The organism is Rhizobacter sp. OV335 (assembly GCF_900142965.1).
Classification (GTDB): domain Bacteria; phylum Pseudomonadota; class Gammaproteobacteria; order Burkholderiales; family Burkholderiaceae_C; genus Rhizobacter.
Genome location: NZ_FRCQ01000034.1, coordinates 77,370 through 85,001, shown reverse-complemented (window position 1 = coordinate 85,001; position 7,632 = coordinate 77,370). Strand labels below are relative to the sequence as shown.

Here is a 7,632-nt window from a genome sequence, read left to right as displayed (position 1 = left end):
TGGTGCGCGCCAGCGCACTTCGTGGACTGACTCATCGGCACTGTTTGACCACAACGAACGAAGTGAGTGGAGGGAGTTTGCCGATGCATCCCCAAAGCCGATCTTCTTCGTGGAGTCCGCGCCCCCCGGTGGGGGGCGCGGACCGCTCCAGCATGAGCCCCCAGCCCATCCCCTCACCCACCGCGACGCACCGACAGTCGAACGAGACCCAACAGCTGCTCACAAGCAGACATCGCCCATTCAGGGGGGGCCCCCTCTCCACCGGCCCTGCCCTTGCTTACGATCGCTCGTTGCCCACGGCGCACGAGAGCGAAGCCATGATGTCCCTGCCTGTCGAGGTCGAAGTTGCCAAGGCACTCATCGACGATTCCGCCTTCATCACGATCCGCGGCGTGCGCCTGTCGCTCGATGAATTGATCGAGCCGCGCCTCGCCGACATCGCGCACCTCGACGAGTTGCGATCCCGCATGCAGTCGGCCACCCCTTACCCCCACCTGGTCGTGCAGGACTGGTTCAACCCCCGCCTGCTGGAACTCGTGCGCGAAGAGTTCGAGGTGCTGCCGCGCGACAACTGGAGCACGCAGACCAATGCCTACGCGCGTGTCGAACGCTCGCGCGTCGGGGCCCGCATGGGGCCGGCCAGCCAACTCTATTTCTGGACGATCGGCTCGAGCTTCTTCCTGCATGCGCTGTCGCACATCAGCGGCGTGGCCGACCTGGTCAGCGATGCCCACCTGTTCGGCGGCGGCCTGCACGAGACGCTGTCCGGCGGCTCGTTCGGCATCCACGCCGACTTCGACCGCCACCCGCGCACCGCGCTGAACAACGAGATGGTGTTCATCACCTACCTCAACAAGGACTGGCAGCCGCCGTGGCATGGCGCGCTCGAGCTGTGGGACGCCGGCCGCAAGCAGTGCGTCAGCACCGTCGAGCCCGAGTTCGGCCGTTCGATCCTGATGAGCCACGGGCGCACCCACTACCACGGCCATTCGAAGCCGCTCGCGGTGCCGGAAGGCGTCACGCGTCGTTCCATCGCGGCCTACTACTACGCCAACCGCTTCGCGCGCGAAGACCGGCGCGAAGCCATGCTGTCCACCTACCTGTTCGCGAGCCGCAGCGACCGCAGCAAGCAGGTGCTCAAGCAGATCCTGCCGCCGATCGTCGTCTCGGCGATCAAGCGGCTGGCACGCCGATAATTCATCCCCCTCGCCCCCACAACAAGACCTCCGGAACGAAACCGCCATGTCCACGCCCACCACCCCGCCGACCACGCTGTCCGTCCTCCCCGTCATCATGGCCGGTGGCAGCGGCACGCGGCTGTGGCCGCTGTCGCGCGCCGGCTTCCCGAAGCAGTTCCTCGTGCTGTCGGGCAACCAGAGCCTGTTCCAGCAGGCGGTGCAGCGCGTCGCCAGCCTCGGCGCCGCCGACATCGCGGTGCAGGCCCCGCTGATCATCGGCAACGAGGAACACCGCTTCCTGGTGCTCGACCAGCTGCGCGACCAGCACGTCGAGCCCGCCGCCGTCGTGCTCGAGCCTCAAGGCCGCAACACCGCGCCGGCGATGACGCTCGCCGCACTCGCCGCGGTCGAGAACGGGCAGGACCCGATCCTCGTCGTGACGCCGTCCGACCAGACCGTCACCCGGCCCGCCGCCTTCACCGCCGCGCTGCAGCGGGCGGTGCGCGCCGCCGCCGATGGCGCGATCGTGATCCTCGGCATCACGCCCGACCGCCCCGAGACCGGCTACGGCTACATCCGCAGCACGCCCGACGCGAAGGTCGCGCAGTTCGTCGAGAAGCCCGACCTCGCCACCGCCGAGCACTACCTGCGCGAAGGCCAGTACCTGTGGAACAGCGGCATGTTCGTGCTGAAGGCCTCGGTGTGGCTGGCTGCACTCGATCACTTCCGCCCCGACATCGCCGCCGCCACCCGCGCCTCGTGGGCCGCCCGCGCCAGCGACGCCAAGTTCATCCGCCCCGGCAAGGCCGAGTTCGCTGCGGTGCCGTCCGAATCGGTCGACTACGCGGTGATGGAACGCTGCCCCGGCAGCGCCTTCGACATCCGCATGGTGGCGCTGGACGCCGGCTGGAACGACCTCGGCGCCTGGGACGCGGTCTGGCAGGTGGCCGACAAGGATGCGCGCGGCAATGCCAGCGTCGGCGACGTGCTGCTGCAGGACAGCGACAACACGCTGGTGCATGCCACCAGCCGGCTGGTCAGCGTGGTCGGGCTGAGCGACGTGGTCGTCGTCGAGACGGCCGATGCGGTGATGGTCAGCGACCGCTCGCGCAGCCAGGAGGTCAAGAAGATCGTCACTGAACTCGGCGCGCGCGGCCGCGGCGAGCACACGCTGCACCGCAAGGTGCACCGTCCCTGGGGCTGGTACGACAGCATCGATTCCGGCGCGCGCTTCCAGGTCAAGCGCATCCTGGTCAACCCGGGCGCCTCGCTGAGCCTGCAGATGCACCACCACCGCGCCGAACACTGGATCGTCGTCTGCGGCACCGCCGAGATCACCAACGGCGACAAGGTGATGATCCTCAGCGAGAACCAGAGCACCTACATCCCGCTCGGCCAGACGCACCGGCTCGCGAACCCGGGCAAGGTGCCGCTGGAAATCATCGAAGTCCAATCGGGCTCGTACCTCGGCGAGGACGACATCGTCCGCTTCGAGGACACCTACGGCCGCACCAAATAACAGGGATCCTTTCATGACCATCCTCGTGACCGGCGGCGCCGGCTTCATCGGCAGCAACTTCGTGCTGGACTGGCTGGCGCACAGCGACGAGACCGTCGTCAACCTCGATGCGCTGACCTATGCCGGCAACCTCGAGAACCTCGCGTCGCTGGACGGCGATGCGCGCCACGTGTTCGTGAAGGGCGACATCTGCGACCGCGCGCTGGTCGACGCGACGCTCGCCCGGCACCAGCCGCGCGCGATCGTGCACTTCGCGGCCGAGAGTCATGTCGACCGCAGCATCCACGGCCCCGGCGCGTTCATGCGCACCAACATCGACGGCAGCTTCACGCTGCTCGAAGCCGCACGCGGGTTGTGGAGCACGCTCGAAGGCGACGCGAAGGCCGCGTTCCGCTTCCACCACGTCAGCACCGACGAGGTCTACGGCTCGCTGTCGCCGACCGACCCGGCCTTCGCCGAGACCAAGGGCTTCGAGCCGAACAGCCCGTACTCGGCCAGCAAGGCGGCCAGCGACCACCTGGTGCGCGCCTGGCACCACACGTACGGCCTGCCGGTCGTCACCACGAACTGCAGCAACAACTACGGGCCTTATCACTTCCCCGAGAAGCTGATCCCGCTGATGATCGTCAACGCGCTCGCGGGCAAGGCGCTGCCGATCTACGGCGACGGCCAGAACGTGCGCGACTGGCTGTACGTGCGCGACCACGCGAGCGCGATCCGCGCGGTGCTGGCCGGCGGCCGCGTCGGCGAGACCTACAACATCGGCGGCTGGAACGAGAAGACCAACCTGGAGATCGTCCACACGATCTGCGCGCTGCTCGACGAACTGAAGCCCGATGCCGCCGGTTCGTACACGCGCCTGATCACCTACGTGAAGGACCGGCCCGGCCACGACCGCCGCTATGCGATCGATGCGCGCAAGGTCGAGCGCGAGCTCGGCTGGCGCCCGGCGGAGACCTTCGACACCGGCATCCGCAAGACGGTGCAGTGGTACCTCGACAACGCCGGCTGGGTCGCCAACGTGCAGAGCGGCGGCTACCGCGACTGGGTCGCGAAGAACTACGGCGAGGCGGCTGCGGCATGAAGATCCTCCTGCTCGGCAAGGGCGGCCAGGTCGGCTGGGAGCTGCAGCGGGCGCTGGCGCCGCTGGGCGAGCTGACCGCGCTCGACTTCGACACGCCCGGCGCGCTGAAGGCCGATTTCTCGAAGCCCGACACGCTGGCCGCGACGGTGCGTGCGGTCAACCCGGACGTGATCGTCAATGCCGCGGCCCACACCGCGGTCGACAAGGCCGAGAGCGAGCCGACGCTGGCACGCGCGATCAACGCGACCGGCCCCGGCGTACTGGCGCGCGAGGCGGCCGCGCTCGGCGCTTGGCTGCTGCACTACAGCACCGACTACGTGTTCGACGGCAGCGGCAACACGCCGCGCCGCGAAGACGCGCCGACCGGCCCGCTCAGCGTGTACGGCCAGACCAAGCTCGAGGCCGAGGAGCTGATCCGCGGCAGCGGCTGCAAGCACCTGATCCTGCGCACCAGCTGGGTCTATGCGGCCCGCGGTGGCAACTTCGCGCGCACGATGCTGCGGCTCGCCGGCGAACGCGAGCGCCTGACGGTGATCGACGACCAGGTCGGCGCACCGACCGGGGCCGACCTGCTGGCCGACGTCAGCGTGCATGCGCTGCGCGCCGCGATCGCCGATGCGAAGCTGGCCGGCACCTACCACGCGGTGGCCGCCGGCGAGACCAGCTGGCACGGCTACGCGCGCTTCGTCATCGAATGGGCGCGCGCACGCGGCCACGCGATCAAGGTGGCGCCCGAGGCGATCGAGCCGGTGCCGACCACCTCGTTCCCGACGCCGGCGAAGCGGCCGCTGAATTCGCGGCTGTCGTGCGACAAGCTGAACCAGGCCTTCGGGCTGCGCATGCCGACCTGGCAGGCCGGCGTCGAGCGCATGCTCACCGAAGTGCTGGGCTGAAGATCACATTCGTTTGGGAGAACACATGAACCGCAAAGGCATCATCCTCGCTGGAGGATCCGGCACCCGCTTGCATCCGGCGACGCTCGCGCTGAGCAAGCAGCTGATCCCGGTGTACGACAAGCCGATGATCTACTACCCGCTCAGCGCGCTGCTGCTGGCCGGCATCCGCGAGATCCTGATCATCAGCACGCCGCAGGACACGCCGCGCTTCCAGCAACTGCTGGGCGACGGCAAGCAGTGGGGACTCGACCTCAGCTACGCGGTGCAACCGAGCCCGGACGGCCTGGCGCAGGCCTTCCTGATCGGCGAGCAGTTCCTGGCCGGCGCGCCGAGCGCGCTGGTGCTGGGCGACAACATCTTCTACGGCCATGACTTGGGCACCCGGCTCACCGATGCGGCCACGCGCACCAGCGGGGCGACGGTGTTCGCCTACCCGGTGACCGACCCGGAGCGCTATGGCGTGGTCGAGTTCAATGACCAGGCGCAGGCGATCAGCCTCGAAGAGAAGCCGAAGCAGCCGAAGAGCCGCTATGCGGTGACCGGCCTGTACTTCTACGACGACAAGGTTGTACCGTATGCGAAGAGCCTGAAGCCCAGCCCGCGCGGCGAGCTGGAGATCACCGACCTGAACCGGCTCTACCTCGAGGCCGGCACGCTCGAAGTGCAGATCTTCGGGCGCGGCGATGCCTGGCTCGACACCGGCACGCATGACTCGCTGCTGGAGGCGAGCGCCTTCATCCAGACGCTCGAGAAGCGCCAGGGGCTGAAGGCCTGCTGCCCCGAAGAGATCTGCTGGCGCAAGGGCTGGATCACGTCGGCGCAGCTGGAAGCGCTGGCCAAGCCGCTGGCCAAGAGCGGCTACGGGCAATACCTGCTGCAACTGATGCACGACAAGGTGTTCTGATGAAAGTCATCCAGACCGAGATCGCCGACGTGCTGGCGTTCGAACCGAAGGTGTTCGGCGATGCGCGCGGCTTCTTCATGGAAAGCTACAACGGCCGCGTGTTCGCCGAGGCAGTCGGGCGCGAGCTGGTTTTCGTGCAGGACAACCATTCGCGCTCGGCGCGAGGCGTGTTGCGCGGGCTGCACTTCCAGTACGCGCCGCATGCCCAGGGCAAGCTGGTGCGGGTGACGAGCGGCGCGGTGTTCGACGTCGCGGTCGACATCCGCCGCGCGAGCCCGAGCTTCGGCCGCTGGGTGGGCATGGAGCTGAGCGCCGAGAACAACCGCCAGATGTGGATCCCGCCGGGCCTGGCGCACGGCTTCCTGGTGCTGACCGAGACGGCCGACTTCCTCTACAAGACGACCGACTACTACGCGCCGCAGGCCGAGGGTTGCGTGCGCTGGGACGATCCCGAACTCGGGATTGCCTGGCCCGACGTGGGTGGCGCGCCGCAGCTGTCGGCCAAGGATGCGGCGGCGCTGCCGCTGCAGAAGGCGAGGCTCGAATGACGAAGGCGATGATCCTCGCGGCCGGCCAGGGCACGCGCGTGCGTCCGCTGACGCGCGACCTGCCGAAGCCGATGGTGCCGATCCTCGGCAAGCCGGTGATGGAGTACCTGATCGAGCACCTGGCGCGCTACGGCGTGCGGCAGATCATGGTGAACGTCGCGTTCAACCACTGGAAGATCGAGAGCCATTTCGGCGACGGCCACCGCTGGGGCGTCGAGATCGGCTATTCGTACGAAGGCGCGCGCGAGCATGGCGAGATCGTGCCGAAGCCGTGCGGGTCGGCGGGCGGCATGAAGAAGATCCAGGACTTCTCGGGCTTCTTCGACGAGACAACCATCGTGCTGTGCGGCGATGCGCTGATCGACCTGGACTTCGGCGCGGCGCTGTTCGAGCACCGCAGCAAGGGGGCGATCGCGAGCGTGGTGACGCTGGACGTGCCGCGCAGCGAGGTGCAGAACTACGGCATCGTGAAATGCGACAAGAACGGCCACGTCGAGTCGTTCCAGGAGAAGCCGAAGCCGGACGAGGCGCACAGCACGCTGGCGTCGACCGGCATCTACATCTTCGAGCCGTCGGTGCTCGACCTGGTGCCGAGCAACACGGTGTTCGACATCGGCAGCCAGCTGTTCCCGCTGATGGTGGAGCGCAAGCTGCCGTTCTACGCGCAGAGCCGCTTCTTCAACTGGATCGACATCGGGCGCGTCAGCGACTACTGGAGCGTGCTGCAGCGGGTGCTGCGCGGCGAGGTGGCGCAGATGGACATGCCGGGGCGCGAGGTGCGGCCGGGCGTGTGGGTGGGGCTGAACACGCGGGTGCCCTGGGACGAGGTGACGATCAACGGGCCGGTGTACATCGGCTCGGGCGTGGAGATCGAGCCGGGGGTGACGATCCAGGGGCCGACGTGGATCGGCACCGGCAGCCACCTGCGCCGCAACTCGACGCTCGCGCACAGCGTGCTGTTCGAGTACACCCGCATTGGCGAAGGCCAGACCTTCAGCGACATGATCGTCGCGCCGTTGTATTGCGTGGATCGCAAGGGCAAGACCTTCTACCAGGGCGACGAAGAGTGCACGTTGCGCTGGTCTGACGCACGGGCCTGAGTCTGGCTCGGCGCGGCGCGGCGCGGGGGGTGAGGGGATGGGCTGGGGGCTCATGCCGAGGCGGTCGGCCCGGGGGCCGACTCCACGAAGAAGCTCGGATCCGTGGGTGCATCGCCAAACTCCCTCCACTCACTTCGTTCGTTGTGGTCAAACAGTGGCGATGAGTCAGTCCACGAAGCGCGCTGGCGCGCGCCACCCACGGACCCGAGCTTCTTCGTCGCCTCAGAAATCGCCCCCAGCCCATCCCCTCACCCCCCGCGCCGCTAACCACCAGCCGCTTTTGTTTGGGGGAAAAGATTGAAGTGACCGACGAGCATGCGAGCGCTCGCGCGCTTCGTCGGTCACTTCAATCTTTTCCCCCAAACACAGCACGGCGGTGTTCGCAAAGGCGCGGGTGGGGAGG

7 protein-coding genes are annotated in these 7,632 nt (G+C 68.0%); all 7 read left to right on the top strand.

Annotated features, from left to right (window positions below):
* Positions 1 to 317: 317 nt before the first annotated feature.
* From BUE42_RS27190 to BUE42_RS27160, 7 genes are read left to right on the top strand one after another with little or no spacing between them, the layout of a single operon-like run.
* Positions 318 to 1,196 carry a 2OG-Fe(II) oxygenase gene (locus tag BUE42_RS27190; protein WP_073468423.1) on the top strand — a complete coding sequence of 293 codons (879 nt, stop codon included), beginning with the start codon at positions 318 to 320 and terminating at the stop codon, positions 1,194 to 1,196.
* A gap of 46 nt (positions 1,197 to 1,242) precedes the next feature.
* Positions 1,243 to 2,697, top strand: coding sequence for a mannose-1-phosphate guanylyltransferase/mannose-6-phosphate isomerase (locus tag BUE42_RS27185; RefSeq protein ID WP_235002640.1), 1,455 nt, complete (start codon positions 1,243 to 1,245; stop codon positions 2,695 to 2,697).
* Positions 2,698 to 2,710: 13 nt separating this feature from the next.
* Positions 2,711 to 3,781 (top strand): dTDP-glucose 4,6-dehydratase, encoded by a 1,071-nt coding sequence (gene rfbB / locus BUE42_RS27180; RefSeq protein ID WP_073468414.1) that lies wholly within the window; start codon positions 2,711 to 2,713, stop codon positions 3,779 to 3,781.
* Positions 3,778 to 4,674, top strand: coding sequence for a dTDP-4-dehydrorhamnose reductase (rfbD, locus tag BUE42_RS27175; protein ID WP_073468413.1), 897 nt, complete (start codon positions 3,778 to 3,780; stop codon positions 4,672 to 4,674). Before rfbB ends, rfbD begins: the two co-directional genes overlap by 4 nt.
* A gap of 25 nt (positions 4,675 to 4,699) precedes the next feature.
* A complete protein-coding gene (gene rfbA, locus BUE42_RS27170; protein WP_073468412.1) occupies positions 4,700 to 5,581 on the top strand; it encodes a glucose-1-phosphate thymidylyltransferase RfbA in 882 nt (293 codons plus the stop codon).
* Positions 5,581 to 6,129 (top strand): dTDP-4-dehydrorhamnose 3,5-epimerase, encoded by a 549-nt coding sequence (rfbC, locus tag BUE42_RS27165; protein ID WP_073468411.1) that lies wholly within the window; start codon positions 5,581 to 5,583, stop codon positions 6,127 to 6,129. The genes rfbA and rfbC overlap by 1 nt, the downstream gene beginning before the upstream one ends.
* Before the next feature lie 8 nt (positions 6,130 to 6,137).
* Positions 6,138 to 7,229 (top strand): sugar phosphate nucleotidyltransferase, encoded by a 1,092-nt coding sequence (locus BUE42_RS27160; protein WP_200799043.1) that lies wholly within the window; start codon positions 6,138 to 6,140, stop codon positions 7,227 to 7,229.
* The last annotated feature ends 403 nt before the right edge of the window (positions 7,230 to 7,632 follow it).